The sequence below is a fragment of the Bradyrhizobium sp. ISRA430 genome, from assembly GCF_029909975.1.
Taxonomy (GTDB): Bacteria; Pseudomonadota; Alphaproteobacteria; order Rhizobiales; family Xanthobacteraceae; genus Bradyrhizobium.
Window position 1 is genome coordinate 6,302,501 of record NZ_CP094516.1, and the last position, 24,889, is coordinate 6,327,389.

Here is a 24,889-nt window from a genome sequence, read left to right on the forward strand (position 1 = left end):
CTCGATGAGCTCAATCAGGCGCTGAAGACGCCGGCGCCCGCGGTCGAGAACAAGGCCAATATCGATCTCGTCGGCAAATACTACGACAAACTGATCGCAGCGCTCGGCGACGATCAGAACTGAGCCCGTCGGCGAAGCGTAGGCGCTTCTTGTTGGGACGATTGTCCGTCTCGCGCCTCACCCTGCGTTGTCATGCCCCGCGAAAGCGGGGCATCCAGTACTCCGCGGCGGTGGTGGCGAGAGCGAGCTCCACGACAAACGTCTCTGGAATACTGGATCGCCCGGTCGAGCCCGGCGATGAGGAGAGAGTGTGTGTAGCTGAGTGCATCGGCGGCCATCCAAACGCTCACCACTACAACCAAAAGCCCCGGAGACATCTCCGGGGCTTTCGTCGTTTCTGACCTTGCGAACTTTCGAACGCGTTACGTCCTCGTCCGCATCCGCATCATGAAGCTGTCGAAGCTCAGCTCGGCGACCTGCATCCAGGCCAGCGACTCGTTGCGATAGGCCGACAGGCTCGCATACATCTTGCCGAAATGCGGGTTGCTCTTGGCGAGATCGGCGTAGATCCCGTTCGCCGCGCCATAGCATGCTTCCAGCACTTCCTGTGGGAAGGGCTTCAGGATCGCGCCGGCAACCAGGAGCCGCTTCAGTGCCGGCGGGTTGACGGCATCGTACTTGCCCGTGACCCAGGTGAAGGTGTCGCGCGAGGCAGTCTCGATCGCGGCCTGGTAATACTTCGGCAGCGCGTTCCACTTGTCGAGGTTGATGACGTTGTGGCCCTGGCCGGTGCCTTCCCACCAACCCGGATAGTAATAGTACTTCGCGACCTTCACGAAGCCGAGCTTCTCGTCGTCATAGGGGCCGACCCATTCGGCGGCATCGATGGTGCCCTTCTCGAGCGCCGGATAGATGTCGCCGCCCGCGATCTGCTGCGGCACGCCGCCGACCTTGGCGATGATCGTGCCGGCGAAACCGCCGACGCGGAATTTCAGACCCTGGAAATCCGCCATCGACTTGATCTCCTTCCGGAACCAGCCGCCCATCTGGGCGCCGGTCGAACCGGTCGGAATGCCGATCGCGTTGTACTCCTTGAGCAGATCGTTGAGCATCTCCTGACCGCCGCCCCAGATCAGCCAGGAAATGTGCTGGCGCGTGTTGAGACCGAACGGCAGGGCGGTGCCGAACGTGAAGGCGGGGTTCTTGCCCCAATAATAGTAGAGCGCGGTGTTGCCGATCTCGACGGTGCCGTTGGACACAGCGTCAAGCACTTGCAATCCCGGGACGATTTCGCCGGCGGCAAATGGCTGAATCTGGAAACGGTTGTCCGTTATCTCGGCGACGCGTTTGCTGAAATACTCGCAGCCGCCGTACAACGTATCGAGCGATTTCGGCCAGCTTGCAGCGTACCGCCACTTGATTTCCGGCATCGATTGCGCAATCGCGGGCGCTGCGACCGTGCTTGCGGCAAGGCCAAGACCGCCCGCCTTCAGGAATTGACGACGTTCCATTCGCTTCCCCTCTGTTGCTGTCGATACATCGACGAGGGATACGATCTTCGTGTCGCTTTGGTCTTCGTCGCTGCTCGACGTTTCTTGGTGTCCGGAATTCAATGTTCCAGGATCGCGGTCAGGATGACGAAAGGCCAGGCGCAAATCAAGGGCGCGCCCGGCCGCCGGTGGTGCCCCGCTTCAATGTTGCGCTGCGAACGCGGCTTCCATGGCCTTGCGCACCTTCACTGTCTCGTTGTTGGCATCGAACTCGACGTCGCTCCAGCGCACGACCTCGCCGTGCGCGACGTCATGTCTCAGCCGAAGGCGGTGCGCCAGACCGATCGGCAGCGCGCCGGCCGCGAGGCTTGCCGCCGCCGGCATCAGCTTGCCCCATACCGTGTAGCCGCCTTCGCCGTCCAGCATCTCGCCGGCGCGCAAAGGCCGCTTGGCGACCGCCGCAACGTCGCCGCGGAAGCCGTAGGCCTGCCCGGTCGGCTCGCCGCGCAGCGCGGCCGAAAGGATCGAGACGTTCAGCTCCAGCCCGATCAGATGATAGGGCTTGTACATCGCCGCATAGCGCCCGCTCGCGTCGGTCTTCAGCCCGTACTGCTTGAAGCAGTCGGCGGCATAATCGTTCGGCGCCTCCAGCACGACGTATACGCCCCAGCGCAGATCGCGAAACACGGGCCGGCCATCGCGCTCGAGCGACGAGACCACCTCCACCACCCCCGACCGCTCCAGCACGCCGCCTCGCTCGCGCGGACGCATCACGTGCGGCAGATCGTCGACGCCGCAGGGCGGAAACTTCAGCCCGCTCGCGGGCACGTCGAGCCCGCAGGCATTGGCGATCGCCGCCATCTCGATCGCAGACTTGGTGCCGTCGAGGAAGGAGTTGAACATCTGCGGATTCATACCGGCCGACTGTGCCTCGCCCGCAGTCAGGCCGTAGTGCTGCCAGACATTGTCCGGGGTCACGTCATGATAGGCCGGCAGATATTTCGTGCCCTTGCCGGCGGCGACGACGCGAAAGCCGGTGGCGCGCGCCCAGTCGACCATCTCCGCCGTGAGCGCCGGCTGGTCGCCATAGGCGAGCGAATAGACAACGCCGGCCTTGCGCGCTTCCTCAGCCAGGAGCGGGCCTGCCAGCACGTCGGCCTCGACATTCACCATGACGATGTGCCTGCCGGCCGCGATCGCGGCGCGGGCGTGGCGGATGCCGACCGCCGGGTTACCGGTCGCCTCCACCACGACGTCCATCGCGCCGCCGGCAATCGCGCGCGCGCCGTCATCGGTGAAGGTGGTCGCAGCGATGCGTGCGGCGTCCCAGCCGACGGTGCGGCAGGCTTCGCGCGCGCGGTCGCGATCGATGTCGACGATGATCGGCACCTCTAACCCCGGCACGTGCGGCACCTGAGCCAAAAACATCGAGCCGAATTTTCCGGCACCGATCAGCGCCACGCGCACGGACTTGCCGGCGGCGGCGCGGGCTTGAAGCAGGCGGAACAGGTTCATGGGGGTGTTTCCGTAAGTGCTATTGCTGCCGGGATAACGCGAACGTCCAACATTCGTCATTCCGGGGCGCGACAAAGTCGCGAGCCCGGAATCCATTCATCCGCGTCCTCTGCGGCGCGATGGATTCTCCGATGCGCAATTGCGCATCATAGTTCGACGTTCCCGGGCCGCGCTTTGCGCGGTCCCGTCGCGTCGCCCCGGAATGACAGCGACAGCCTACTCTGCCGCCTGCCTTGGCGCACGTGCAAGGTGCAGCAGGGCGTCGTCGTCCACCGTCTTGATCGGCGTGAAATCGCGATGCGCGATGTATTCCGGCCGCGTCGGCGTGCGGATGTAATTCGAGACCGCGTTCAGCGTCAGGTACACGATCTTGCGCGGATAGGGAGTGATGTTGCCGCTCGAGCCGTGCACGAGGTTGCCGTGGAACATCAGCATGCCGCCGGGCTTGCCGGTCGGCGCCACGATGCCGCCCTGGTTCACCAGCCGCGTCACGGTTTCCTCGTCCAGCGTCCACAACGGATACGACGTGGTCGCAAGATCATGCGCGGCCTCGAGGTCGCCGGCATTCTGGCTGCGCGGCACCAGCATGAGCGGACCGTTGATCGGCATCACCTCGTCGAGGAAGATCGCGATGTTCATCGCGCGCGGCTCGGGCATGCCGTCATCGCGCTTCCAGGTGCCGTAGTCCTGGTGCCATTGCCAGACATCGCCGGTAAAGGCCGATTTCGCGTTGATTTTGAACTGGTGCATGTAGACCGGTTCACCGAAAACCTGCTCGACCGGCCCGATCATGCGCGGATGCGCACCGAGGACCCCGAATGCTTCGTTGTAGAGATGCGCTGCGAAGGCCGTGCGCGGTGCGCCGCTCTTCTCGCGCCAGACTTCGGGGCGGTCAGCGTCGTAGATGCCGACCGCCTCACGTGCGAGGAAATCGACCTCCTCCCGGCTGAACAGCTCGGGCAGAAACAGCCAGCCCTCGCGGTGGAAGAACTCCAATTGCTCCGGGGTCAGTTTCATGGGGGTATCCTCCTGTTTGTTTTGCTTTTTGTCATTCCGGGGCGATGCGCAGCGTCGGACCCGGAATCCAGTCATCCGCAATCTCTCGCCCGATGGATTCTCCGATGCGCAATTGCGCATCATAGCTCGACGCTTCGCATCGCCCCGGAATGACGGCGTTTGCGACTACGCTGCCGCATCGTCCGTCGCTTTCAATCTCTCCTCAGTCATCCGTCCTGCCGTCTGCGCATGCGCGAGCGCGGCGCGTTCGGCCGCCTGCGCTTTGCCCGCGAGAATGTGTCCGGCGATCGTCGCATGCTCAGCCCAGGCGCTGTCGCGATAGTCGAGCTCGGAGAGCACCGTCGCCATCGAGCGGCGCATGTGCGGCCATTGCGGCGCAATCGTCTCCTCGATCACGGGATTGCCGGCGAGGCGATAGATCGCGCCGTGAAATTCGACATCGAGCACGATCAGCTCGGACAGCGGCGTCTTCCGATTGATGGCGTGTCCGGCACGCAGCGCGGCTGCGAGCCGCTCGCGTCCCGCCGCATCGCTTGCCGCGCGCTCGGCGGCGAGCCGGGCTGCGAGCGCGTCGATCGCGCCGCGCACCTCGTAGAGCTGACGAATGCGCGCGGGATCGAGCTGGGTGACTTCAAAGCCGCGCCGGCCGCTCTCGGCAACCAGGCCTTGCCGATGCAACAGGTGCAGCGCGTGCGACACCGGCTGACGCGACACGCCGAGCCTGTCGGCGAGCTCGTTCTGACGGATGCGCTGACCGGGCTGAAGAGTGCGGTCGGAGATCGCCTCCAGGATCCGCGCGTAGACCTGGTCGATCAAATTGGGGAGCGGGTCGAGAGGGATCACGCCGGCGACTCCTTCGGAATACGGAATTCCGTATTCGGACGCTACCGCTGGGCAAGGGGGGCGTCAAGCGGGCATCACGCCGCTGCAGCGGATTTGTCGACTAAGCTATTGTAAACAGGTTAGTTTTCGACATTTTTCTCGGGCTTGGCCCGGACTGCCATTCTACCTTGCATGGGGTTGTTTTCGCGAAAATGCATCGGGTGACGCCGGACGCCATGCGGCCTAGCTGTCCAGCACCTCCACCTCCATCGCCGCGATCCGCTCCGCATCGGCCACGGCTTCGATCCCGGAGATCCTGTCGCCGTTGAAGCTGACGCGCAGGGCGATACGTAGATGGCCACCGAAGATGACGGCGACGCCCATGACACCATCGACCAGCGCGGGCCGTGCGGCCTGGGCGCGTCCCTTGAAGGTCTGCGCGACTGCATCGGCGCCCAGGATTTCAGGCAGCGAGCCGAGCCGCACCGCGGCCTGATCGGCGCGCATGACGACCTCGGGATCGAGCACGGCGAGCAGGCCTTCGAAATTGCCTTCGCGTGAAGCCGCGAGGAAGGCCTCGACGATTTTTCGCTGGCGGGAGAGATCCGTCTCGGGCACCGGCGCGCCCTGCACCCGGCGCCGTGCGCGGCTGGCGAGCTGCCGCGACGCCTCGACCGAGCGACCGACGATCGGCGCGATCTCCTCGAAGGGCACGGCGAACATGTCGTGCAGCACGAAGGCGAGCCGCTCCGCCGGCTGCAGTGTCTCCAAGACGATCAGCAACGCCGCGCCGACGGAATCGGCCATCTCGGCCTCGCGCTCGCGCGCATCGTCGACCGGCTCCGGCACGTCCGGGCCCATCGGGTCCTCGCGGCGCGATTTCCGCGCCCGCAACATGTCGAGGCAAATGCGCGCGACGACCGTGGTCAGCCATCCCCGCAAATTCGCGACATCCGAGGTGTCGCTGCGGCTCAGCCGCAGCCAGGTCTCCTGCACGGCGTCATCGACCTCGCCGCGCGATCCAAGCATCCGGAACGCGACGGCGCGTAAATGATCCCGATTGGCCTCGAACTGTTGGCTAAGAAAATTCTCTTCAGTCATCGGTCACATTCCCTTCGCGTGATCCGTCATGCCCATGACGACGCAAATCCGGCCGATGTGACCGGAGCCGTCGAAATTCCTGACATGGAGACACGACATGATGCACGCACGTATGAATCACCCGGTGATGGTCCTGCCCGAGGCCATGAAGGCGCTGCAGGACCTGAATGCCGTGAACCAGCAAGGTCTCTCGGAAAAGCTCCTGGAACTGGTGCACCTGCGCGCCAGCCAGATCAATGGCTGCAGCGTCTGCGTGGATATGCATCCCAAGCTCGCCCGCAAGGCCGGCGAGACCGACGAGCGCCTGTTCGCGGTCGCCGCCTGGCGCGATACGCCCTACTTCACCGAAGCCGAGCGCGCCGCGCTGGCACTCACGGAGGCGGTCACGCGTCTCGCCGATCGTGAAGACCCGGTGCCGGATGCGATCTGGAACGAAGCCGCCAAGCATTTCGACGAGCGCGAGCTATCGGCGCTCGTCCTCTCGATCGCGACGATCAATGTCTGGAACCGGCTGAATGTCGCGGTCAGGGCTCCGGTCGGCTCGTGGAAGGTGTGAGGAATGTAATCTTTCCCTCTCCCCTTGTAAGGGGAGAGGGAAAAGGCCTACTCCCTCAAAAACGCGTCCACCGCTTCGCCATATTCCAGCGGTGCCTGCTCGAACATCCAGTGGCCGGCATTCGCGATCACCGCCGTCTTCGCGCCGGCGATGTGCTCGGCCAGCACGCGCCAGATCACCGACAGGCTGCCCGTCGTCGCGCCGCCGCCGATAAGAAGCGTCGGCGTCCTGATCGCCTGCGCGTCGGACAGCGTGTAGGGCCTGCGCTGTTCGTTGATCTGGCCGAGGAAGGTGATGGCGTTGTCGCGCAGTTGCTGCTTCGCCGCCGCCGGCACGCGCCGCCACGAGCCGTCGCCTTCGATGCCTTCATAGAAATTCTGCAGCGCGCCCTCGACGTCGCCGGCGCGGATCATCTCGACCGAGCGTGCCGTACGCGCGGCAAGCGGCGGATGCGCAGGCGTGCCCGCCGGGACCGGCAGCGTTGCGTCGAGATCGCCGCCGGGCTCGGCCAGCACCAGTTTTCGCAAGAGATCAGGCCGCGCCTGGGCCACGCGAAACGCGATGTGTCCGCCGCGCGAGTGCCCCATCAGGTCGACCGGCAGGGGGCTGACCTGCTCGATGAAGCCGATCACGTCGGCGACATGCTGGGCCATCTTGTAGTCGTCGCCGACGGCGTCCCAGTGCTCGGGAAAGAAATGCCGCAGGCTCACCGAGATCACGCGATGATTCTGCGACAGCGGGCCGAGCACCGAATACCAGGTGCGGAAGTCGCCGAGCGTGCCGTGCACACAGACCAGCGGCGGACCTTCTCCGATTTCGAGATAGGCCATGTCGTAACCGTTGACGCGAAATGTCTGCATGATCAGCCCGCCAGAAAATCCAGCACCACTTCAGAATATTTTTGCGGCGCCTGCTCGAACATCGGATGCGTCGCGTTCGGAATGATCGCCGTCTTGGAATAGGGGACGTGCGCCGCGAGTGCATGCAGCACCTGCGGCAACAGGCCCTTCGTCCGCGCGCCGAGAATGAACAGCGTCGGCATCCCAATCGATTCCGCATCGGCCTTCGAGAAGGGTGGGCGATTGTCGCGGACCTGACCGATCAGGGTGAAGGCGTTGTCGCGCAGGTTTTGCTTCACCATCGCTGGCAGCCGCGGCCAGGTGCCGGGTCCTTCCAGCGTGTCGACGAAGACCGCGAGCCCGCCATCGACGTCACCGGCTGCGATCTTCTCCGCCGAGGCCGTGAAGCGTGCCAGCAGCGGTGAGGGGCCGCCGGCATAGTCGGGATCGAGGCTCGCATCGAGCTCGCCGCCGGGCTCGGCCAGGATCAGCCGCCGCAACAGATCCGGCCTCGCTTGCGCCACGCGAAAGCAGATGTGCCCGCCGCGGGAATGGCCCATCAGGTCGACCGGGCCGAGGTCGAGCTTCTCGATGAAGGCGATGACGTCGTCGACGTGCTGCGCGATCGAGTAGGTGTCACCGATGCCGTCCCACGGCGCCGGGAAGAAGTGGCGCAGGCTAACGCAGATCAGCCGGTGCCGTTGTGTCAGCGGGCCGAGCACGCAGCCCCAGATCCGGAAGTCGGACAGCGATCCGTGCACGCAGACCAGCGGCGGCCCCGCATTCGCGTCGCCCACGTCGAGATAGGGCATGTCATATCCGTTGACGTGAAGGCTCTGCATTCTGGACTCGCGGAAAGGAGCGGAACTCCTGTGCAAGATTCCCGGAAACCGGGTGGATCGCAACTATTTCCAAGCCTAGATTTCGCAGGAAGATCACAAGCGGGGGCCTCGACGAGGAAGCAAGCCAGGAAAGTAGCCATGACTGACCAGCATTTCGCCTTGTTCGAAACCAAAATCGGTCTCTGCGCCATTGCCTGGGGGCCGCGCGGCATTAATGGCACGCAACTGCCGATGGGCGGCGAGGACAAGATCCGCACCCGTATCCACCAGCGCCACACTGATGCCAGCGAGGCCGAGCCGACGGCCCAGGTGCAGCAGGCGATCGACCGCATCGTCAAACTGCTCGCGGGCGAGCCGGACGACCTCACCGACATCCCGCTCGATCTCGACGGTGTTCCCGACTTCAACCGCGGCGTCTACGAGATCGCCCGCACCATCCCGCCGGGCAAGACCATGACGTATGGCGACATTGCAAAACGCCTCGGCGGCGTCGAGCTGTCGCGCGATGTCGGCCAGGCGCTCGGCCGCAACCCGTGCCCGATCGTGGTGCCCTGCCATCGCGTGCTCGCGGCCGGCAACAAGCCCGGCGGCTTCTCCGCCAAGGGCGGCGTGGTCACCAAGCTGAAGATGCTCGAGATCGAAGGCGCGCTCGTCAACCACACGCCGAGTTTGTTTGATTGATGCGCCGCTCGCGCAGAAATCGCAGGGTGGGTTAGCGTAGCGTAACCCACCTCTTCTCTCTCGGCGACAAAAATGGTGGGTTACGCCAGCGGACTGCGCTTCGCGCAGCCGCGGGGCTAACCCACTCTACGGGATTTCGATCTCGGCTACACCGCCGCACAGACGAACCCGTTGCCCTTCCGCCTGATCTTGCCGACCGACGGCGAGGGAAAATGCGCGGGGCAGCACAGCGTGTCGGTGTCGCAATAACGCTCCAGGAAGCTGCGGCGCGTCTTTGCGGCTTGCGCCTGATCGACGTCGAACTTGGGTGACAGCTCCGGATAGAGCGTCTGCAACGGCGAGTGCATGAGGTCGCCGGAGAACACGGCGTCGTCCTTGCCGCGACCGATCGTGAACGCGACGTGACCGGGCGTGTGGCCGGGCGTCGGCAGGATGCGGACATGATCGCCGATCTGGTGGTCGTTGCCGACGATCTCGTGGCGCTTGGCCTCGACCACCGGCAATACGCTGTCCGCGAAGGGCGGCACCTCGGCCTTCGCATTCTGCGCGGACCAGTAGTCGAACTCCTGCTTGGCGAATACGTAGCGCGCCTTGGGGAAGGTCGGCACCCAGCGGCCGTTCTCAAGCCGCGTATTCCAGCCGACGTGGTCGACATGCAGATGCGTGCACATCACGAAGTCGATGTCGCCAGCCGAGACGCCGGCGGCGCCCAGCGCGCGCAAGTACGTGTCGTCGGTCTTCATGTTCCATTTCGGCCGCTGCGGCCGCGGCTTATCGTTGCCGATGCAGCTATCGATCAGGATGGTGTGATGCGGCGTCTTCACCACATAGGACTGGAAGCACAGGATCAACATATCCTGGTCATCCAGCGCGTTTGCTTCCCGCATCCATGCGCGGTTCTCGGCCAGCACCTCGGCCGTGAGTCCGGGCAGCATGTCCAGCGCCGGCAAGAACGTGGTTTCCTGCTCGATGATGCGGTGGATGGTGAGATCGCCGACCGAGATTTTGAGGCTCATGAGAACTCCCGCGGGTTACGCCGGAGGCGGCACCGAGATCTTGACGGAGGGCCGCTCCAGCATCTTCTGATGGAAGGCGTCGAGTTTCGGATAGGCCTTCCGCCAGCCGCAATCGGCGAAGCGGAAGTCGGCATAGCCGAGCACGCAAACGAGGCCGATCTGCGAAATGTCAAACCGGCCGTTCAGCACGTCCGGCATGTTCTCGAAGCGTGCCATGCCGGTCCAGGCCCGGTTCCAGTGGTCGTCCGACCACGCCTGCCATTGGAGGCCCTGCGGCCGCACCATCTTCTCGTAGCGGCACAGCAGCATGGAATCGAGCATGCCGTTGATCAGGGAGTGATTGGTCTTCGCCTTCCAGCGCTGCGGGCCGTAATCCGGGAACAGGCTGCCGCCGGCCATCTCGTTGAGATATTCGACGATGACGTAGGAATCCAGGATCACGTCGCCATCATTGGTAATCAGCACCGGCAGCTTCTTCAGCGGCGTGATGCGCGAGTAGTCCTCGTTGACCTGTCCCGGCGCGACCGTTGCGGGGACGAGCTCGATCTTGTCGATCAGCCCGAGCTCGATCGCAGCGATGCGCACCTTGCGCGCGAAAGGCGAGGCGGCGGAGAAGGAGAGTTTCATTGAAATGTCCTACGGGATATCGGGCAATTGATTTGCGTCATTGCGAGCGAAGCGAAGCAATCCAGGCTGTCTCCGCGGAAAAAATCTGGATTGCTTCGCCGCGGAGCCTGTCATCGGGCCGGCCGAAGGCCGGACCCGTTGGCTCCTCACAATGACGGCGTGGCGCAGTGGTGATTGCCGCCTACGCCGCGACGATCTCCTGACGCTGCTCGCCGAGGCCTTCGATGCCGAGCGTGACGACGTCGCCGACATTGAGGAAGGTCGGCGGCTTCATGCCCATGCCGACGCCGGGCGGCGTGCCGGTGGTGACGACGTCGCCGGGCAGCAGCGTCATGAACTGCGAGACGTAGGAGATGCACTTGGCCATGGAGAAGATCATGGTCGCGGTCGAGCCGGTCTGGCGGCGCTGGCCGTTGACGTCGAGCCACATCGGCAGGTTCTGCACGTCCTTGATCTCGTCCTTGGTGGCGAGCCACGGCCCGAGCGGGCCGAACGTGTCGTGCGATTTGCCCTTGGTCCACTGACCCAGACGCTCGATCTGGAAGTTGCGTTCGGAGACGTCGTTGCAGACGCAGTAGCCGGCGACATAGTTCAGCGCCTCGGCTTCGGAGACATACTTGGCGCGGGTGCCGATGATTGCGGCGATCTCGACCTCCCAGTCGAGCTTGGTCGAGCCGCGGGGCTTTTCGACCGCGTCGTTCGGGCCGCAGAGTGCGGTATTCGCCTTGAGGAAGAAGATCGGCTCGGCCGGAATCGGGTTGCCGGTCTCCTTGGCGTGATCGCTATAGTTGAGGCCGATCGCCACGAACTTGGAGATGCCGGTGACGGGGGCACCGAACCGCGGCTTGCCGGAGACGGCGGGCAGCGAGGCGGGGTCGAGCGCAGCCAGCTTCTTGAGGGATTCCGGCGAATAGGCCTCGCCGGTCAGGTCCTTCACATGGGCCGACAAGTCGCGCAACTGACCGGATCTGTCGATCAGGCCGGGCTTTTCCGCACCCTTTTCGCCGTAACGAACAAGCTTCATTCTCGTTTCTCCCTGAGATGGACCGATCGGTTAAATAGCTTCATGGAACAGGGCGGCGGGAAATTCAACCGCCGACTGGCGGCCGTTCGCGCATTGCTCCCCCTCATCCTGAGGAGCCCGCCGAAGGCGGGCGTCTCGAAGGATGGACGCGGGCGAGAGCGGGGCCTCATGGTCCGAGACGGGCGAAGACGCGCTCCTCTCCATGAGGAGCAAACGTCACGATCCCAGCGCCTCGAACCTGAACGCGTCGCCCTTGCGCTTGATGTATCCGGCCGAAAAATGCCCGCCGATCACCAGTGTCGGCGCATCCGCAAAGCGCGAAAACAGCTCGCGTCGCGTTTCGGCAGACTGCTTCTGGTCGGAATCTGCTGTCGAGGACCAGTCGAGATGCGCCATCTGGCACGGGTGATGGGCAACATCGCCGGTGAGGAGACCCTGTTCGCCTTCGGACCGGATCAGGATGCTCATATGCCCCGGGCTGTGGCCCGGCGTCGGGATCATGCTGATCTCCTCGCAAAGCCGATGGTTGCTCGCGATCAGCTCGGCCCGGCCGGCATCGACGATCGGCTTCACGGAATCATTGAACACCGCCTGCTTGTCCGGCTCGGTGGAGTGGTCGCGCCAATGTTCATATTCGGTCCTGCCGAACACGTAGCGTGCTTTCGGAAAAGTCGGCAGCCATTCGCCGCCGACGAGCTTCGTGTTCCAGCCGACATGGTCGACGTGAAGATGCGTGCACAGCACGATGTCGATGCTGTCTGGCGTAAAACCCGCCGCCGTCATCGTCTCCAGGAACGGGCTCGTGCGGTTATTCCAGGTCGGGACGTTGCGGCCCTGCTTGTCGTTGCCAAGGCCAGTGTCGACGACGATCCGCTGCGAGGGCGTCTCCACCACCAGCGAATGGATCGACATCTTCAGTCGGCCTTCATCGGTGGCGAAATGCGGGATCAGCCAAGGCAGCTTCCGGATTTCCTCATTGCTGGCGAGCGGCAGAATGAAGCGCGTCGAGCCGACCGTCTCTAATTCCACCACCTTGGTGATCACAACCCTGCCCACCTTCCACTGCATTCGGCGCATTCCCATCTTGTTATCGGTATCCATTGTCATTCCGGGGCGGCACGAAGTGCCGAACCCGGAATCTCGTGATTCCGGGTTCGATGCTTCGCATCGCCTCGGAATGACGGCTGAACGGGCACTTTGGATAGACATTGCGGGTTTCAGCCAGCAGGCGCAATGGATCATCTGATGCGATGCGGCGTTATTGCGGGAACCCCGGGAGGGAGCGATGCCAGAGCTTGCGATTTCCGCCGAGAAAGTGACCTTCATCATCGAGAAGGCGCGTGAATTCGACGTCAAGGAACTGGATTCCGATCCGGACTCGGGCTCCAACCCCACCGATGACGACGCGGTCGACGTCCTGGAAGATGACGGCTCCGATCCCGTCGGCGGCGAGCTCGGCGGCTTCATTGCCGCCTTGAACGAGGACGAGCAGCTTGATCTCGTTGCACTGACCTGGCTCGGTCGCGGCGACGGCACGATCGAGGACTGGGACGACTTGCGCGCCCGTGCCGTGGAGGCGCGGGGCGAGTATCGCAGGCCCCGGCAGGAAACGGTGCAATATCTGCTCGGCGACCCGATGCTAGGCGACCTTTTGGCGGACGGCCTCGATGCGTTCGGCATCGACTGGACCGACGAGCGCCTCACCGCCGATTCCTCCGATCCCAGCGAGCGGGATGAAGACGAGCCGACGAAGCGGCGTTGAGTAATCTCACCTCGCCCCGCCCTTGTCCGCCGAAGCTTCAGCGAAGGCGGATGCGGAGAGAGGTCGGAATTCAAGCGCAGCTTGAATTCCGGGTGAGGGGGAGCTTCAGCGAGTCGGACTCTCATCGTGCTTGCGGAGAGAGCCCCTCACCCCAACCCTCTCCCTGTAAGAACGGGGAGAGGGAGAAGAGTCTTACAGCGTGCCCGGGAAGGCGCCGCCGTCGAGCAGGATGTTCTGTCCCGTGATGAAGCCGGCCTTGGCGCCGCAGAGGAAGGCACAGGCATAGCCGAACTCGTCGGGATGGCCGAAGCGGCCGGCGGGGTTGAGCTTGGCGCGCTCGGCCAAAAGCTGGTCCGGCGTGATGCCGCGCTTCTCGGCTTCGGCCTTGGCGGTGCCGCGCAGGCGATCGGTCTCGAACGGGCCCGGCAACAGGCCGTTGATCGTGACGTTGTTGATCACGGTCTTGCGCGAGAGGCCGGCGACGAAGCCAGTGAGGCCGGCGCGCGCGCCGTTGGACAGACCGAGAATGTCGATCGGTGCCTTCACGGCGGCCGAGGTGATGTTGACGATGCGGCCAAACTTGCGCGCCATCATGCCGTCGACGGTCGCCTTGATCAGCTCGATCGGGGTCAGCATGTTGGCGTCGATCGCCTTGATCCAGTCGTCGCGGGTCCAGTTGCGGAAATCGCCGGGCGGCGGGCCGCCGGCATTGTTGATCAGGATGTCCGGATCGGGGCAGGCCGTCAGCACGGCCTCGCGGCCCGCAGGCGTCGTGATGTCGCCGACGATCTCGGTGACCGTGACGTCCGGATGGGCTGAGCGGATGTCGTCCGCCGTCTTCTTCAAGGCTTCGGCGCCGCGCGCGGTCAGCGTGACGTGAACGCCTGCATCGGCAAGCGCGATGGCGCAGGCGCGGCCTAAGCCCTTGCTGGATGCGCAGACGATGGCGCGGCGACCTTTGATCCCAAGATCCACTGTTTCACTCCCGTGATGTCAGGCAGGTTTAGAGGCGCTACATTAGCCAACCTCGGCGCCGCTGATAAGGGAGGTGCTCGCATCAAAACGCATGGCGTGGCGCTGCGGCGATGCAAATGCGCCTGATCGGATCCGTCGCTCCTGCTTGAGGCGGTCGATTGCGGCGGCGGCCTCCGGCGGCAGCGACTTGAAGCCGATCTGTCCGACCGCCGAGAACAGCGGTCGCTCGATGGAACGAATGAGCGGCGAGCCGATCATTCCCGTTTCAGATTGCCAAGATCGTCTGTATTGATGGTTGCAAAAGCTCCGGGAAATCGCCCAAGGAAATCGTCATGTCAGACCTATTCGACGTCAGTAAAGAAACCATTCTCGTCACTGGCGCGAGTCAGGGGCTGGGGCGGCAATTTGCCCGTGTTCTGGCGGCGCATGGCGCGGCCGTTGCGCTCGCGGCACGGCAGACCGGCAAGCTGAAGAGCCTGGAAGAGGAGATCCGCGGCAAGGGGGGCCGCGCGGCCGCGGTCGCCCTCGATGTCACCGACACCGCCTCGATCGCCGGCGCCGTCGATGCCGCGGAGGCGGCGCTTGGTCCCATCACCGTGCTGATCAACAACGCCGGCATCGCGATCGAAAAGCTCGCGACCGAGCAGACCGAGTCCGATTGGGACGCGGTGATCGGCGCCAATCTCAAGGGCGCCTATTTTCTCGCGACCGAAGTTGCGCGGCGCATGATCGCGCGCAAGCAGTCAGGCAACATCGTCAACATCGCCTCCGTGCTCGGCACCGGCGTCTTGAAGGCCGTCTCGCCTTACGCGATCTCCAAGGCCGGCATCATCCAGGCTACAAAGGCGATGGCGCTCGAGCTTGCCGGCCAGAACATCCGCATCAACGCGCTCGCACCCGGTTACATCGATACCGAGATGAATCACGATTTCTGGTCGACGCCTGCGGGGGAACGATTGACAAAACGCATCCCGCAGCGCCGCGTCGGCGCCGAGTCCGATCTCGACGGCGCGATTTTGCTGCTGGCGTCGAAGGCGTCGCGGTACATGACGGGGAGCGTTGTGACGGTTGATGGCGGGTTCTTACTAAACTGAAGCCGCATTTCTCGGCGGCGAGGCTCACTAAGGCGTCGTCCCGAGGCGCCCCGGAATGACGGTGTTGATGTTTGCTACGACATGAATCGCATCATCTTCTCCAGCCGCGCTATCTTGCCGCCATAAGGCGGGTAGAGGTCGGCGAGCCGGTTGAATTTCGAGCGATAGAACACCGGCTTCAACTTGCTGAACGTGCGAAAGCCCCATTCGCCGTGATAGGCGCCGGTGCCGGATGCGCCGACGCCGCCCATCGGCTGGTTGATTTGCGTGAAATGAAACAGGCAGTCGTTGACGGTGACGCCGCCGGAGACGGTGCGCGCCAACACCTCGTCGCGGGCAGTGCGATCCTTGCCGAACCAGTAGAGCGCGAGCGGCCGGTCGCGCCGGTTGACGAAGGCGATTGCGTCGGTCGGATCGCGATAGCCCAGCACCGGCAGCACGGGACCAAAGATTTCCTCCTGCATCGCTGCCATCTCTTCGGTGGCGCCGACCACCAGCGTCGGCGGGAATTTGCGATGTGCCTTCCAGTTTGGATCGTCGGGCTTTGCCGGCTGCAGGATCTTTGCGCCGCGAGTCGCCGCATCCGCCACGAGGCCCTCCAGCCGCGCATAATGCCGATCGGAGATAACAGCGGTGTAGTCCTTGTTTGCGGGATCGGTGCCGAACATGCGCCGCATCTGCGCACGCACCTTCTCGGCAAAGGCCTGCACAAAATTCTCCGGCACCAGCGAATAGTCCGGCGCGATGAAGGTCTGTCCGGCATTGAGCAGCTTGCTGTAGGCGACGCGCTCGGCCGCCTCGTCGAGATCGGCCGATGCGTCGATGATCGCGGGCGACTTGCCGCCGAGCTCGAGCGTCACCGGCGTCAGATTGCGTCCCGCGGCTTCCGCGACCAGCCGGCCGACCCGGGTCGAGCCGGTGAATACCAGGTGATCGAAGGGCAGCGTCGCAAACGTCTTTGCGACCTCATCCTCGATGCCGGTGACCAGCACTTCCGTGGCGTCGAATTTCTGCGCGACCGCCTGCTTCAGCAGCGCGGAGAAATGCGGGACCAGCTCGCTCGGCTTGATGATGACGCGGTTGCCCGCGGCGATCGCGCCGATCGCGGGTGCGAGCGTGAGCTGGAGCGGGTAATTCCAAGGCGCGATGATGCCGACCACGCCGAGCGGCTGCGGGATCAGCCGGTTGCGTGCGGGCAGGAATTGCAGCGCGGTCGCTACGCGCTGCGGCGCCATCCAGGTCTTCAGGTGTTTGGTGGCGTGCCGGATTTCGCTGAACACCAGAAGCGTCTCGGCGATGGTGGTCTCCACCGCCGAGCGGTGGCCGAAATCGGTTGAGATCGCCTGCTGGAAGCGTTCTTCGTTGTCGGCGACCACGGCGCGCAGGCGCGCCAGCCGGTCGAGGCGTTCGGCGAGGTCAGGGGGCCGGCTCGGCCCGCGACCGCGCGACCATGGCCTGGAAGGCGTCCTCCAGCGCCCGCAGCGGGGCGCTCGTCAGGGATTTGTCCATGGCGCTTCCCCTCAAAATGGCGTTTCCCCTCAATCTTGTTGCCGCAAGCTGGCGCTTTTGCGGAACTTCTGGCAAGAGCGCGCCAACCGGGCATCGGCCCGCTTGCCTGTCATAAAGTCGAAAAAAACGTCGCCGCGGGCCTTTCCAAACCCGGCCCGGGTTGATACATACCCCCCGCACCCGATGGGTTTCGCCCCGGGTAGCCTTCCAAGGAAGCCGTTGGGACGCGATGAAAACCGCGCGAGCAGCGCAGGTCCTCATCCACCGTCCCCGGTACTCTGGTGAAGGCATGCAACGGTTTAACGCGGGGTGGAGCAGCCCGGTAGCTCGTCAGGCTCATAACCTGAAGGTCACAGGTTCAAATCCTGTCCCCGCAACCACTTTTGTTGTAACTCGCTCGCCGTCCCGGTCTAACCACCGGGACGGATATTTAAACGGCCGGGCGAGGTCCAGCCCGGCAGTGTTCCGCGCGCCGCTGATCGAGGAGCTGCGGAGAGTATTGGGTTATCCTCCTGCTGTCGACGCCTACATCGTCGTGTGGCTCCTAACCGAACAATCCAGCGCTCAGGCTGCTGAGGTTATGGACGGCCCAGCCTCCTGTGCGCATCTTGACCGGCCCGGTTTGTCATAAACCGATTGGTCGGCCGGGTAGGCGGGTCCTCAGGTAAATCCATCGCGGATTCTGAGGGTTTTGTCGGATAACCCTTTTTGAGCGCCGATGGTACCATCAGCTCGCTCCTGTTGCCGGAGCGTTGGCGACGACAGGCGGCAACGCGTATAGCACGTACCCCCAATAGGCAGAGGACTCTGATGTGCCGTCTTCTGTTCGCCGCTGTTTCCGCAGTGTTGATTCTGGCCGCGGTCAGTTCGGTCTCGCCCGCGGTCGCGGCCCGCTACTGTCTCCAGGGCCGCCATTGGGGTTATCCCGGCAACTGCCAGTTCTCGACTTTCCAGCAGTGCAGGGCGGCTGCCTCAGGCACTAATTCGTCCTGCGGCATCAACCCGCGCTATGCGTCTGGGCGCCAGCGGCAGGGCAGACCGTAACCGAACTCCGGAGTGGATTTGCTTCGAGTCGTCGTTGGCCAATGCCGGATCGCGAAGCTAGAGCGGTTCCCGATCAGGTTGGTTCGTATCCAGCGGCTGCGAAGTAGTTGGCGCATTCGCGCGGCGTGAAGCGATCGAGGCAGCGTCCGATTGCGTTCCACAAGCCTTCGACGGTGCGCTCGGCGGCCCTGCGCAGCAGCGCTTTCAGCTTGGCGAAGGCGTTCTCGATGGGATTGAGGTCGGGACTGTAGGGCGGGAGATAGAGGAGCTTTGCGCCGGCAGCCTCGATCGCTGCGCGCACGCCTGCGCCCTTGTGGCTGCCGAGATTGTCCATGACGACGATATCTCCTTCCCGCAATTCTGGAACGAGCACCTGGTCCACATAAGCCTGGAAGGCGAGCCCGTTGATCGGCCCATCGAGAACCATCGGCGCGACCATGCCCGACAGGCGCAGGCCTGCAACAAAGGTCGTTGTCTTCCAGTGGCCGTGCGGAATGGAGGCCCGCAGCCGCTCGCCGCGGGGCGCACGCCCGCGCGGGCGTGCCATGTTGGTTGACGCCCATGTCTCGTCAATGAAGATGAGCTTGTCAGGATCGAGGCCAATCTGGCCGTCGACCCACTCTTCTCGCTTCTTCAGGACGTCCGGCCGCTCTTGCTCAGTGGCGTATACAGTCTTTTTTTGAGCGTGATCTTGCGACGCTGGAAGAAGCGCGACAACGCGGAGACGCTGAAAGCGTGTCCATCGGCGGCGAGCGCCGCCTTCAGTTCCTCCAATGTGCTGTCGGGCTTGGCCGCAATCAGCGCGAGGATGCGTTCAGCTTGCGCTTCGATCGCCTGCGAGCGTCGATCGCCGCCCTGTGGCTTCGGCGTCACTTCGCCCGTCTCGCGCGCTTGCGCCATCCAGCGGATCGCACTCGACACGCCCACTCGAAAGTGCGCAGCGGCCTCCCGACACGACATGCCGCCCGCAACGGCGGCAACCACACGCTTGCGGAGATCAATCGAAAGAGGTGGCGCCATGCCCGCCGGCCTCCTTCGCCAGCAGGCAGTTTGAATCAGAACCGGCGTGATTTGGGAATCCCTAACGATTCAATTTGGTCGGGAACCGCTCTAGGCGAGCCGATACGGGTGAGCATTGACGCAGCATGCAGAACAGCCCAAGGATCGAGAGGCTAATAGCGGATGGCGTACAGCGTCTTCGCGATTTCTTCCTCTAGTCTTTGTCCTCCAAGAAGCGATATGCGTGATGGCGCTCAAGGGCACGGGACGGGAGACCGGTTCCTCGCCCAAGCTCATGCACCTCGTGCATCGCGTATTGCTTGAGCGACTTTCGTCGCTTGCGAAACTCGTCCGATCTTTGCGCCCGCAACGATCGTTCTCCGGCGTCTGCTTTCCTTTGGCGCCATGCCTTCGCTCGCGGTGGCTCCGGCAGGGGGATAAGGAATGAAGTTCGCGGCTCGACGCAGCGCGAGAGCTTTTTGAGCCGCTTCAACATGTGCGGTCCGAGCTGCCAGGTTGTGAAGACGCCTGAGCTCGTTGTTCACCCGCTTCAGCGCAGCGGCGAAGACCTGCCTGCGTTGTGATGGATACTCGGTGGTCCCGGGGAAGCTTGCTCCGCGAGCCTCACCTTTTCTCCGTGTCTCTCGCCGCTTTTGCCGGCTGAGCGTTCTCTCCTTATCGCGCATCTTGCGCAAGCGAGGCCGCATGGCCTGAAGCTCCGTCGCTTCGACATCATAGATGGCGGGATGGTGCGTGAGGCGGATCGTCTCGTATTCTTCGTGGCTGAGGATGCTCCGTTCGAACTTGCATGGGAGCGACATTGCCATTCCTCCATTTGATTTCCAACAGTGCAGGCAACAAGACTCGTTTAGATTGCAATGCGGGTCTTACCAGATGTTGTCCCCAATCTTGACCCCCTCGTCATCCGACATATTCGCGTTGCGCTCGCCCTCACCGAGCCGGACCTCGATAGCGGTGTCCGCATCCGCAACGACCACCTGCTCCAAGCGCTGCTACCGCAAGAACTGCTTAAATCGTCGAAGCGAAAGTAGGAACAGGATTGCTCCGATCAACGGCAAGGCAGCGATCTGCGGCCAGACGACAGCAAGATCGGCGCCGCGAAACAGCACGGCTTGTGCGAGAATGACGAAGTGGGTGTTGGGCGCGGCCAGCATGATATTCTGGATGATCTCGGGCATGCTCTCCCGTGGCGTCGTGGCTCCAGACAGCATCTGAAGCGGCATCAACACAAGCATCATCAGCAGGCCGAACTGCGGCATGGATCCGCCGACCGTCGCCAGAAAGATGCCCAAGCTTGTCATTGCAAACAAATAGAGTGCTGTACCGAACAGGAACAGCGGGATCGAGCCGCCGATCCGGACCGCGAGCAAGCCCTGCACAACGAAGACGAGGGAGACAGCGGATGCAACAAGAACGACAAGACCCATCGACCAGATCTTGCTGGCCATGATCTCGAACGGCGTCACCGGCATGACCAGCAGATGCTCGATCGTGCCGTGCTCACGCTCGCGGATCAGTGCCGCGCCGGTCAGGATGATCGACAGCATCGTGATGGAGGAGATGATGTTGTTGATGGCGCCGAACCAGCTCTTGTTGAGTTCCGGATTGAAGCGTGCGCGTAGCGCCAGATCGATCGGCAGCGGCGCGGCCGAACGGTAGCGGGACAGAAACTCGCCGACCTCGTCGCTGACGATGGACTGGATGTAGCCGCTTCCCGTGAAAGCCTGCGACATGCGCGTCGCATCCACGTTGAGCTGGATGGCGGGCGATCTCTGCGCCAGCAGGTCACGCTGGAAGTTGGGCGGGATGTTGAGAGCGAAGGTGTCGAGCCCGGCATCCATGCGTGCCATGATGTCCGATTGCGGGATCAGCCGCGGGACCGTGAAATAGGGCGGGCTGAACGCGGTGATGATGCGCGTGGCGGCCGGCGACCTGTCCTCGTCGACGATAGCCAGCGCCGCCTGGTTCAGCGTCTCGGGCTGAGCCCTGGACGAGGTATAGATGGAGACCGTGAAGGCATAGACAATCAGCGCCAGCATCATCGGATCGCGCAACAGGCCCCGCAGTTCCTTGACGCCGAGCTGGACGATATTGCCTGCGCGCATGATTAGTTCGCCTGTTTCTTGAGCAGCAGCACGCCAAGCCCGAGCAGCACGGGGATGGTAACGAGAAGCGCAAGGAACGGTCCCGAAAGATCGCCGAAGTCGAGCCCCTTCGAGAAGGTGCCGCGCGTGATGGTGACGAAATGCGCCGTCGGGTAGATCCGTCCGAAGATAGCGGCGGCGCCCTGGAGCGATGAGACCGGATCGATCAGCCCCGAATATTGCGTGGCCGGAATCATGGTGAGGAGCGCGGTCGCGAAGATCGCCGCAATCTGGCTCGTCATGAATGACGAGATGACGAGTCCCATCGCCGTCGTGACGACGACGTAGAGGAGGGCGGCCGCCGTGAAGGCCGCGAAGCTGCCCCTGAAGGGAACGCCGAACGCGAACACGGCGAAAGCCGTCAGCAGGAAGAAGTTCAGCATGGCGAGCGCGACATAGGGCAGCTGCTTGCCGAGCAGAAACTCGATCCGGGTCACCGGCGTGACGAAGAAGTTGATGATCGATCCCAGCTCCTTCTCCCGCACGACGCTTAGCGTCGCCAGGATCGCCGGGATGATCAGGAGCAGGATCGGTATCACGGCGGGGGCCATCGCGACGATGCTTCTGATATCGGGGTTGTAGAGGAAGCGGACCTCAAGCTGGTAGTCGCCGGTGGTTGCGGCATTGCCCAGGAGCTGCCGGGTCCGTTGCGCGAGCCAGGTCGCGTGCATCGCCTGGACATAGCTGCGCACCGTCTCCGCGCGCGACGGCATCGCGCCGTCGACCCAGGCGCCGATCTGAACGTTGCTGCCGCGCGCGACGTCGCGTCCAAACCCGGGCGGGATTTCGATCGCGAGGCTCAGCTCGCCGTTGCGCATGCGGCGGTCGAGATCATCATAGTCGGCGATCGGCGCGAGCTCGGTGAAATAGCGGGACCCTGCGATCTGCAGGACGTAGTCGCGGCTGATGGTGGTGTCGTCGCGGTCCATGACGGCGAAGGAAAGATTCTCGACGTCCATGTTGATGCCGTAGCCCATCACGAACATCAGGATGAGGCTGCCGAGAATGGCAAGCGTGGCGCGGATCGGATCGCGCCTGAGCTCGAGCGCCTCCCGCTGTGTGTAGGCAAACATGCGTCGGGGATCGAAGAAGCTCAAGGCGCTGTGCATGGCCCCGTGCGTCTTGGCGGTGGCGGCTTCGGTCACATGCGGCGTGGCACGCGCCACGCTCGCGTCGGTCGCGGCGATCGCGTCCTTCAGGTAGGCAACGAAGGCTTCTTCTAGGTTGCCGCCGCCGCGACGCTCTGCGATCCCTGCCGGCGTGTCGCTGATCATCACCTTGCCGGCATGCATCAGAGAGATGCGGTCGCATCGCTCCGCCTCGTTCATGAAATGAGTGGACACGAAGATCGTGACATTGTCGCGCCGTGACAGATCGGACAGGATCTGCCAGAAGCCGTCGCGGGCGACCGGATCGACGCCGGAGGTCGGTTCGTCCAGGATCAGGATGTCGGGCGCGTGGATCATGGCGACCGCAAGCGACAGGCGCTGGCGCACGCCAAGCGGCAGCGCGTCGGGCAATGCGTCGATGACATGGGTGAGGTCGAAGTCGTCGACCATCTTGCGGACACGATCCTCGATGGTGTCAGGCGCGAGACGGAACAGCCGCGCGTGCAGCTTCAGGTTCTGGCGAATCGTCAGCTCGGAATAGAGCGAAAAGGCCTGCGACATATAACCGACGCGCCGCCGGACATCCATGTCATTGGGATCGACCTCGTGCCCGAACAGCCTGGCTTCGCCTTCGCTCGCCGGCAAAAGCCCAGTCAGCACCTTCATCGTCGTGGTCTTGCCGCAGCCGTTCGAGCCAAGGAAGCCGAAGATCTCGCCGCGGGCGATGCGGAAGCTGACATGGTCGACGGCCGTGAAGTCGCCGAACCTGACGGTCAGCCGCTCGGCCTCGATTGCGATGTCGTCATGATCGCTTGCGCGCGGTGGGATCACCACCTCCTTGTAACCCCGTCGCTGCTCCTCAGGCAGCAGGGCAATGAAGGCTGCATCGAGATTGTCGGCGCCGGTCTGTTGCAGCAGCTTCGCCGGAGTGCCGGTCGCTAGCACTCGCCCGTCCTTCATCGCAACGAGCCAGTCGAAGCGCGCGGCTTCCTCCATATAGGCGGTCGCAACGACGACGCTCATGCCCGGACGATCCTTTCGGATCGTCTCGATCAGCTCCCAAAACTGCCGGCGCGAGAGCGGGTCGACGCCCGTCGTGGGCTCGTCGAGGATCAGGAGATCAGGATCGTGAATCAGCGCGCAGCAGAGGCCGAGCTTCTGCTTCATGCCGCCCGACAGCTTGCCGGCTGGTCGATCGGTAAAGGGACTAAGGCCGGTGTCCGTGAGGAGTTGCCGTATGCGTTCCTCCCGCTCGCACTGGTCGTGCCCGAACAGGCGGCCGAAGAAATCCACATTCTCGAAGACAGAGAGAGTCGGGTAGAGATTCTTGCCCAGGCCCTGCGGCATATAGGCGATCTGCGGACAGGTGCGCCGTCGGTGCGTGCTATCCGCCATATCGCCGCCGAGCACCTGAATCCGTCCATCCTGGATGGCGCGGGCGCCTGCGACTAGCGAGAGCAGGCTGGACTTGCCGACGCCGTCAGGTCCAATTAGGCCCACCATGCGTGCTGAGGGAATGTCGAGCGTGACGCCATCCAGCGCACGAGTCTTGTCGTAGGACAGCCCGACCGCTTCGAGGCGTATCACCGGCGCCGGAGAGAGTAACTGATCGCCGTTCGACGTATCGCTCATTTGACCAGATGTTCCGTCAATTGCGCCGGCCATTCGGCGTCAGGGTCGAGCCGGACGAAGGCCAGGCCGGGTAAGCCGGTCTTGACCTGCTCGATGTTCCGCCGCAGCAGGTCCGGTGAGATATGCGCCCTCACGCGGAACATCAGCTTCTGCCGCTCCTCTTCGGTTTCGACGGTCTTCGGCGTGAATTGTGCGACGCTGGCGACGAACGTCGCCTTGGCGGGAATGACCCATTGCGGTGCTGCGTCAAGCACGAGGCGGACCTCCGAGCCGATCGCGACGCGGCCGGCCTGCGCCGTCGGCAGGAAGAACGTCATGTAGACGTCGCCGAGGTCGACGAGGTTGAGCACGCGTCCGCCAGCGGAGAGAACTTCGCCCGGCTGGGCCACGCGGAATTGGACGCGTCCGTCGCGAGGCGCGCGCAGCGTCGAGTCGTTGAGATCGGCCTTGATGCTCTCGATGGCGGCTTTCGCCGCCTCGACGGCAGCTTCCGCATCGACGACTTGTGCTTCGGCGGCGCTGATCGCAGCTTCCGAGCCGGCGAACTGGGCCTCCGAAGCGGCCACAGCGGCGCGCGCGCCGTTGGCGGCCGCCCGGTCGTCGTCAAGCACCTGCTGGGACACAGCGTTGGTTCTGATCAATGTTTCGGAACGTTGCAGCTTTCGATCGGCCGCATCGAGCTCCGCGCTGCGCTGGTTAATCACAGCGGTCGCTGTCTTCTTCTCGGCCTCGCGCTGGGTCACGAGGCTCTTGGCGGTGTCGATCCCGATCGTGGCACGGCGCAACTGCGCCTGGGCCTGGCGGTACTGTGCCTCGAGCTGCACGGTATCCATTTGCGCGAGCGCCTGTCCGGCCGACACCAGATCGCCCTCCCGCACCAGGATGTCCCTGATGCGCCCGGGCGTCTTGGTCGCGATATCGATTTCCACGGCCTCGATGCGGCCGTTGCCGCTGGCGAAGCCCGCCGTAAGGCTGTCGCCTCCCAGCTTCTGCCAGGCGAAGTAGCCGCCCGCGCCGAGCGCCACGACGAGGAGAGCGATCAGCCAGCGTTTTCGATTGCGCGTCATGGT

At 63.8% G+C, this 24,889-nt stretch carries 23 protein-coding genes, 1 tRNA gene and 2 pseudogenes (1 of these 26 only partly in view); 7 read left to right on the forward strand and 19 right to left on the reverse strand.

Features of this window, described 5'->3' with window-relative positions; translation table 11 throughout:
- Window positions 1–123, forward strand: partial view of a hypothetical protein gene (locus MTX21_RS29915; protein ID WP_280968210.1) — the end only. Its footprint begins 486 nt before the window's first position; 123 of the gene's 609 nt are visible here — the last part of the coding sequence; its start codon lies beyond the left edge, outside the window; the stop codon is at window positions 121–123.
- 299 nt (window positions 124–422) lie between these two features.
- On the opposite strand, the gene MTX21_RS29920 is transcribed toward MTX21_RS29915, so the two are convergent.
- The 5 genes from MTX21_RS29920 to MTX21_RS29940 all read right to left on the reverse strand — a co-directional run bounded on the left by MTX21_RS29920 (window position 423) and on the right by MTX21_RS29940 (window position 5,945).
- Window positions 423–1,511, reverse strand: coding sequence for a TRAP transporter substrate-binding protein (locus MTX21_RS29920; protein ID WP_280968211.1), 1,089 nt, complete (start codon window positions 1,509–1,511; stop codon window positions 423–425).
- A 180-nt stretch (window positions 1,512–1,691) separates the two neighbouring features.
- Window positions 1,692–3,005, reverse strand: a complete 1,314-nt coding sequence (locus tag MTX21_RS29925) for a Gfo/Idh/MocA family oxidoreductase (RefSeq protein WP_280968212.1) — start codon at window positions 3,003–3,005, stop codon at window positions 1,692–1,694.
- Between the two features lie 216 nt (window positions 3,006–3,221).
- A complete protein-coding gene (locus tag MTX21_RS29930; RefSeq protein ID WP_280968213.1) occupies window positions 3,222–4,022 on the reverse strand; it encodes a phytanoyl-CoA dioxygenase family protein in 801 nt (266 codons plus the stop codon).
- Window positions 4,023–4,187: 165 nt separating this feature from the next.
- Window positions 4,188–4,865: a GntR family transcriptional regulator gene (locus MTX21_RS29935; RefSeq protein WP_280968214.1), complete on the reverse strand. Its 678-nt coding sequence runs from the start codon at window positions 4,863–4,865 to the stop codon at window positions 4,188–4,190.
- A gap of 222 nt (window positions 4,866–5,087) precedes the next feature.
- Window positions 5,088–5,945: a sigma-70 family RNA polymerase sigma factor gene (locus MTX21_RS29940; protein ID WP_280968215.1), complete on the reverse strand. Its 858-nt coding sequence runs from the start codon at window positions 5,943–5,945 to the stop codon at window positions 5,088–5,090.
- A 100-nt stretch (window positions 5,946–6,045) separates the two neighbouring features.
- Between MTX21_RS29940 and MTX21_RS29945 the strand changes: the two genes are divergently transcribed.
- Window positions 6,046–6,501, forward strand: coding sequence for a carboxymuconolactone decarboxylase family protein (locus MTX21_RS29945; protein WP_280970832.1), 456 nt, complete (start codon window positions 6,046–6,048; stop codon window positions 6,499–6,501).
- A gap of 47 nt (window positions 6,502–6,548) precedes the next feature.
- Here MTX21_RS29945 and MTX21_RS29950 read toward each other — a convergent pair whose 3' ends face one another.
- The gene (locus MTX21_RS29950; protein WP_280968216.1) at window positions 6,549–7,361 is read right to left on the reverse strand and encodes an alpha/beta hydrolase; all 813 of its coding nucleotides are present in this window, start codon (window positions 7,359–7,361) and stop codon (window positions 6,549–6,551) included.
- 2 nt (window positions 7,362–7,363) lie between these two features.
- On the reverse strand, window positions 7,364–8,182 hold the full coding sequence (locus MTX21_RS29955) for an alpha/beta hydrolase (RefSeq protein WP_280968217.1): 819 nt from the start codon (window positions 8,180–8,182) through the stop codon (window positions 7,364–7,366).
- A gap of 138 nt (window positions 8,183–8,320) precedes the next feature.
- Between MTX21_RS29955 and MTX21_RS29960 the strand changes: the two genes are divergently transcribed.
- Entirely contained in the window at window positions 8,321–8,863 is a 543-nt protein-coding gene (locus MTX21_RS29960; RefSeq protein ID WP_280968218.1) for a methylated-DNA--[protein]-cysteine S-methyltransferase, read from the forward strand.
- Between the two features lie 146 nt (window positions 8,864–9,009).
- Here the strand turns inward: MTX21_RS29960 and MTX21_RS29965 are convergent, their stop codons facing one another.
- From MTX21_RS29965 to MTX21_RS29980, 4 genes are all read right to left on the reverse strand, one after another.
- A complete protein-coding gene (locus MTX21_RS29965; RefSeq protein WP_280968219.1) occupies window positions 9,010–9,879 on the reverse strand; it encodes an MBL fold metallo-hydrolase in 870 nt (289 codons plus the stop codon).
- 15 nt (window positions 9,880–9,894) lie between these two features.
- Complete coding sequence (locus tag MTX21_RS29970) at window positions 9,895–10,506, reverse strand: glutathione S-transferase family protein (protein ID WP_280968220.1); 612 nt, start codon at window positions 10,504–10,506, stop codon at window positions 9,895–9,897.
- 181 nt (window positions 10,507–10,687) lie between these two features.
- The gene (locus tag MTX21_RS29975; RefSeq protein ID WP_280968221.1) at window positions 10,688–11,530 is read right to left on the reverse strand and encodes a fumarylacetoacetate hydrolase family protein; all 843 of its coding nucleotides are present in this window, start codon (window positions 11,528–11,530) and stop codon (window positions 10,688–10,690) included.
- A gap of 216 nt (window positions 11,531–11,746) precedes the next feature.
- Window positions 11,747–12,598, reverse strand: coding sequence for an MBL fold metallo-hydrolase (locus tag MTX21_RS29980; RefSeq protein ID WP_280968222.1), 852 nt, complete (start codon window positions 12,596–12,598; stop codon window positions 11,747–11,749).
- 217 nt (window positions 12,599–12,815) lie between these two features.
- Here MTX21_RS29980 and MTX21_RS29985 point away from each other — a divergent pair, with 217 nt between their 5' ends.
- The gene (locus MTX21_RS29985) at window positions 12,816–13,292 is read left to right on the forward strand and encodes a DUF3775 domain-containing protein (RefSeq protein ID WP_280968223.1); all 477 of its coding nucleotides are present in this window, start codon (window positions 12,816–12,818) and stop codon (window positions 13,290–13,292) included.
- Between the two features lie 192 nt (window positions 13,293–13,484).
- Here the strand turns inward: MTX21_RS29985 and MTX21_RS29990 are convergent, their stop codons facing one another.
- On the reverse strand, window positions 13,485–14,267 hold the full coding sequence (locus MTX21_RS29990; RefSeq protein ID WP_280968224.1) for an SDR family oxidoreductase: 783 nt from the start codon (window positions 14,265–14,267) through the stop codon (window positions 13,485–13,487).
- A 129-nt stretch (window positions 14,268–14,396) separates the two neighbouring features.
- Window positions 14,397–14,492 (reverse strand): annotated as a pseudogene (locus tag MTX21_RS29995) (CvpA family protein); the annotation flags it as partial.
- A 107-nt stretch (window positions 14,493–14,599) separates the two neighbouring features.
- On the opposite strand from MTX21_RS29995, the gene MTX21_RS30000 reads away from it, so the two are divergent.
- Window positions 14,600–15,361, forward strand: coding sequence for an SDR family oxidoreductase (locus MTX21_RS30000; RefSeq protein ID WP_280968225.1), 762 nt, complete (start codon window positions 14,600–14,602; stop codon window positions 15,359–15,361).
- 74 nt (window positions 15,362–15,435) lie between these two features.
- On the opposite strand, the pseudogene MTX21_RS30005 reads toward MTX21_RS30000, so the two are convergent.
- Window positions 15,436–16,870: pseudogene (locus MTX21_RS30005) on the reverse strand (coniferyl aldehyde dehydrogenase).
- 303 nt (window positions 16,871–17,173) lie between these two features.
- Between MTX21_RS30005 and MTX21_RS30010 the strand changes: the two are divergent.
- Window positions 17,174–17,250: transfer RNA gene (locus tag MTX21_RS30010), tRNA-Met, on the forward strand.
- 430 nt (window positions 17,251–17,680) lie between these two features.
- On the forward strand, window positions 17,681–17,914 hold the full coding sequence (locus MTX21_RS30015) for a DUF3551 domain-containing protein (RefSeq protein ID WP_280968226.1): 234 nt from the start codon (window positions 17,681–17,683) through the stop codon (window positions 17,912–17,914).
- A gap of 73 nt (window positions 17,915–17,987) precedes the next feature.
- Here MTX21_RS30015 and MTX21_RS30020 read toward each other — a convergent pair.
- The 5 genes from MTX21_RS30020 to MTX21_RS30040 all read right to left on the reverse strand — a co-directional run bounded on the left by MTX21_RS30020 (window position 17,988) and on the right by MTX21_RS30040 (window position 24,886).
- Window positions 17,988–18,934 (reverse strand): IS630 family transposase gene (locus MTX21_RS30020; RefSeq protein WP_280965490.1). Its coding sequence is split into 2 segments (ribosomal slippage): window positions 17,988–18,593 and window positions 18,596–18,934, totalling 945 coding nucleotides; the frame shifts between segments, so codons are not numbered across the junction.
- A 272-nt stretch (window positions 18,935–19,206) separates the two neighbouring features.
- A complete protein-coding gene (locus MTX21_RS30025) occupies window positions 19,207–19,734 on the reverse strand; it encodes a hypothetical protein (RefSeq protein WP_280968227.1) in 528 nt (175 codons plus the stop codon).
- A gap of 192 nt (window positions 19,735–19,926) precedes the next feature.
- The gene (locus MTX21_RS30030) at window positions 19,927–21,039 is read right to left on the reverse strand and encodes an ABC transporter permease (RefSeq protein WP_280968228.1); all 1,113 of its coding nucleotides are present in this window, start codon (window positions 21,037–21,039) and stop codon (window positions 19,927–19,929) included.
- A gap of 2 nt (window positions 21,040–21,041) precedes the next feature.
- Window positions 21,042–23,819 (reverse strand): ribosome-associated ATPase/putative transporter RbbA, encoded by a 2,778-nt coding sequence (gene rbbA, locus MTX21_RS30035; RefSeq protein ID WP_280968229.1) that lies wholly within the window; start codon window positions 23,817–23,819, stop codon window positions 21,042–21,044.
- Entirely contained in the window at window positions 23,816–24,886 is a 1,071-nt protein-coding gene (locus MTX21_RS30040; RefSeq protein WP_280968230.1) for an HlyD family efflux transporter periplasmic adaptor subunit, read from the reverse strand. Before MTX21_RS30040 ends, rbbA begins: the two co-directional genes overlap by 4 nt.
- Window positions 24,887–24,889: the final 3 nt, after the last annotated feature.

Bases quoted from the DNA above. Each gene is read 5' to 3' on its own strand.
- rbbA (WP_280968229.1), bottom strand. From the start codon at position 23,819: ATGAGCGATACGTCGAACGGCGATCAGTTACTCTCTCCGGCGCCGGTG.
- MTX21_RS29960 (WP_280968218.1), top strand. From the start codon at position 8,321: ATGACTGACCAGCATTTCGCCTTGTTCGAAACCAAAATCGGTCTCTGC.
- MTX21_RS29920 (WP_280968211.1), bottom strand. From the start codon at position 1,511: ATGGAACGTCGTCAATTCCTGAAGGCGGGCGGTCTTGGCCTTGCCGCA.
- MTX21_RS30025 (WP_280968227.1), bottom strand. From the start codon at position 19,734: ATGTCGCTCCCATGCAAGTTCGAACGGAGCATCCTCAGCCACGAAGAA.
- MTX21_RS29980 (WP_280968222.1), bottom strand. From the start codon at position 12,598: ATGCAGTGGAAGGTGGGCAGGGTTGTGATCACCAAGGTGGTGGAATTA.
- MTX21_RS29955 (WP_280968217.1), bottom strand. From the start codon at position 8,182: ATGCAGAGCCTTCACGTCAACGGATATGACATGCCCTATCTCGACGTG.
- MTX21_RS29970 (WP_280968220.1), bottom strand. From the start codon at position 10,506: ATGAAACTCTCCTTCTCCGCCGCCTCGCCTTTCGCGCGCAAGGTGCGC.
- MTX21_RS29945 (WP_280970832.1), top strand. From the start codon at position 6,046: ATGCACGCACGTATGAATCACCCGGTGATGGTCCTGCCCGAGGCCATG.
- MTX21_RS29975 (WP_280968221.1), bottom strand. From the start codon at position 11,530: ATGAAGCTTGTTCGTTACGGCGAAAAGGGTGCGGAAAAGCCCGGCCTG.
- MTX21_RS29985 (WP_280968223.1), top strand. From the start codon at position 12,816: ATGCCAGAGCTTGCGATTTCCGCCGAGAAAGTGACCTTCATCATCGAG.
- MTX21_RS30015 (WP_280968226.1), top strand. From the start codon at position 17,681: ATGTGCCGTCTTCTGTTCGCCGCTGTTTCCGCAGTGTTGATTCTGGCC.
- MTX21_RS29965 (WP_280968219.1), bottom strand. From the start codon at position 9,879: ATGAGCCTCAAAATCTCGGTCGGCGATCTCACCATCCACCGCATCATC.
- MTX21_RS29940 (WP_280968215.1), bottom strand. From the start codon at position 5,945: ATGACTGAAGAGAATTTTCTTAGCCAACAGTTCGAGGCCAATCGGGAT.
- MTX21_RS29930 (WP_280968213.1), bottom strand. From the start codon at position 4,022: ATGAAACTGACCCCGGAGCAATTGGAGTTCTTCCACCGCGAGGGCTGG.
- MTX21_RS30040 (WP_280968230.1), bottom strand. From the start codon at position 24,886: ATGACGCGCAATCGAAAACGCTGGCTGATCGCTCTCCTCGTCGTGGCG.
- MTX21_RS29925 (WP_280968212.1), bottom strand. From the start codon at position 3,005: ATGAACCTGTTCCGCCTGCTTCAAGCCCGCGCCGCCGCCGGCAAGTCC.
- MTX21_RS29950 (WP_280968216.1), bottom strand. From the start codon at position 7,361: ATGCAGACATTTCGCGTCAACGGTTACGACATGGCCTATCTCGAAATC.
- MTX21_RS30030 (WP_280968228.1), bottom strand. From the start codon at position 21,039: ATGCGCGCAGGCAATATCGTCCAGCTCGGCGTCAAGGAACTGCGGGGC.
- MTX21_RS30000 (WP_280968225.1), top strand. From the start codon at position 14,600: ATGTCAGACCTATTCGACGTCAGTAAAGAAACCATTCTCGTCACTGGC.